The organism is Psychrobacter piscatorii (assembly GCF_043641605.1).
In the GTDB taxonomy this organism is placed as follows: domain Bacteria; phylum Pseudomonadota; class Gammaproteobacteria; order Pseudomonadales; family Moraxellaceae; genus Psychrobacter; species Psychrobacter piscatorii_C.
In genome coordinates this window covers 1-1,365 of the sequence record NZ_JBHZRK010000026.1, presented here as the reverse complement: position 1 = coordinate 1,365, position 1,365 = coordinate 1, and the positions used below count along the sequence as shown (strand labels likewise).

At 38.8% G+C, this 1,365-nt stretch carries 1 protein-coding gene; it reads right to left on the bottom strand.

Annotation, left to right across the window (positions count from 1 at the left end; genetic code table 11):
- Positions 1-137: 137 nt before the first annotated feature.
- Positions 138-1,184 (bottom strand): TRAP transporter substrate-binding protein, encoded by a 1,047-nt coding sequence (locus ACHUET_RS14595; RefSeq protein WP_394213795.1) that lies wholly within the window; start codon positions 1,182-1,184, stop codon positions 138-140.
- Positions 1,185-1,365: the final 181 nt, after the last annotated feature.

Below are 1,365 nucleotides of genomic sequence, written 5' to 3'. Positions count from 1 at the left end.
GACTTGCATCTTAAAGTCCAGATCGTAACGCATAAAAATACCCCATAAGTTGTGTCCAACTTATGGGGGTCAGTTCAAAGTTGGGGCTTTTTCAATTTAGTCAGTTCAGCTATATTTTAGCTAAAATTTTTATCAGATTACACTTTACAGACTACACTAGCTTCTTTAGCCTTATCATAGACCCCGTAAGCATCTAGTCCTAAAGACTCCACATCATCAAGATATTTCTTTGTACCTTTTTCAAGTGGGCCTTTCCAATCTGGGTCATTGAGTGGGTCTAGGATATCGACAACTTCGTCTCCTTGATCGATAGCTGCTTGTAGCTGCGTTGAATAAGTCTTATCCCACATGGCCCCTACTTTCTTGCTAAGTGCCATACCTGAATTGTCATCAATAACTTGTTTCAAGTCCTCTGGCAGACCTTCATACTTAGCTTTATTCATAGTTACCATTAAAGCAGAACTATAAAATGGCATATTAGTATGATACTTCGTCAACTCATTTAGTTTGAAAGTCTCCATAGCTTCCCACGGAAAGCTTAATCCATCAACTACACCACGCTGTAAAGAAGTATATATATCATTGGCAGGTAGCCCCACAGGAGAAGCTCCCATACTTTCGATGATATCACCTGCAACTGCTGAAGGCCTACGAATACGCATACCTCTCATATCCTCAGGAGTTCTGATCAATTTATTAGTACTGTGCAAGGTTCCAGGTCCTGTGGCAAACATAAAGAGCAAGTGAGAATCTTTATACTCGTCAGCAATCGTATCATTGTCATACAAGGTTTGCAGCATACAGCCTGTTTGTGTTGATGAGTTAGATAATCCTGGAAGCTCTGCAATCTGAGATAATGGGAATCGACCACTTGTATAACCTTGTACTTGTGAGCCAATATCAATGGTTCCTTTTACAGCAGACTCATAAGCTGTATCCGCTTTACTAATAGTGGCCGAAGGATATACCTCAACTTTAAGACGCCCGCCCGAATCAGCTTCGATTTTTTTTGCCCAAGGTTCAAAAATCTCTTTATTAATATCAGATGTTGCAGGATAGAAATGTGAGAAACGTAAAACAGTGATCTCTTCTGAAGAAGTCGTACCATTACTAGATTGGTTTGAACAACCTAAAAGGCTCATCGCGGCTAGCACACTTATCGGAAAAATGGGTGCTAATTTCATTATCAATTCCTTTTGATAGTAGTCATAAGTTCATTAATTTAACTTATGTTTTTATAGTATTTGACAGGTAAGTTAAATACACCATTAGTAGTGGTTATAAATAATGGTGGTGTGTCAGAAAGTATGCTGAAGAAATAAAGGAGGGTGACAGCCAAAGCAAGATGATATATTTGAGGTTATG

Excerpts from the sequence above, each read along its gene's own strand:
- ACHUET_RS14595 (WP_394213795.1), bottom strand. The coding sequence starts at position 1,184 with ATGAAATTAGCACCCATTTTTCCGATAAGTGTGCTAGCCGCGATGAGC.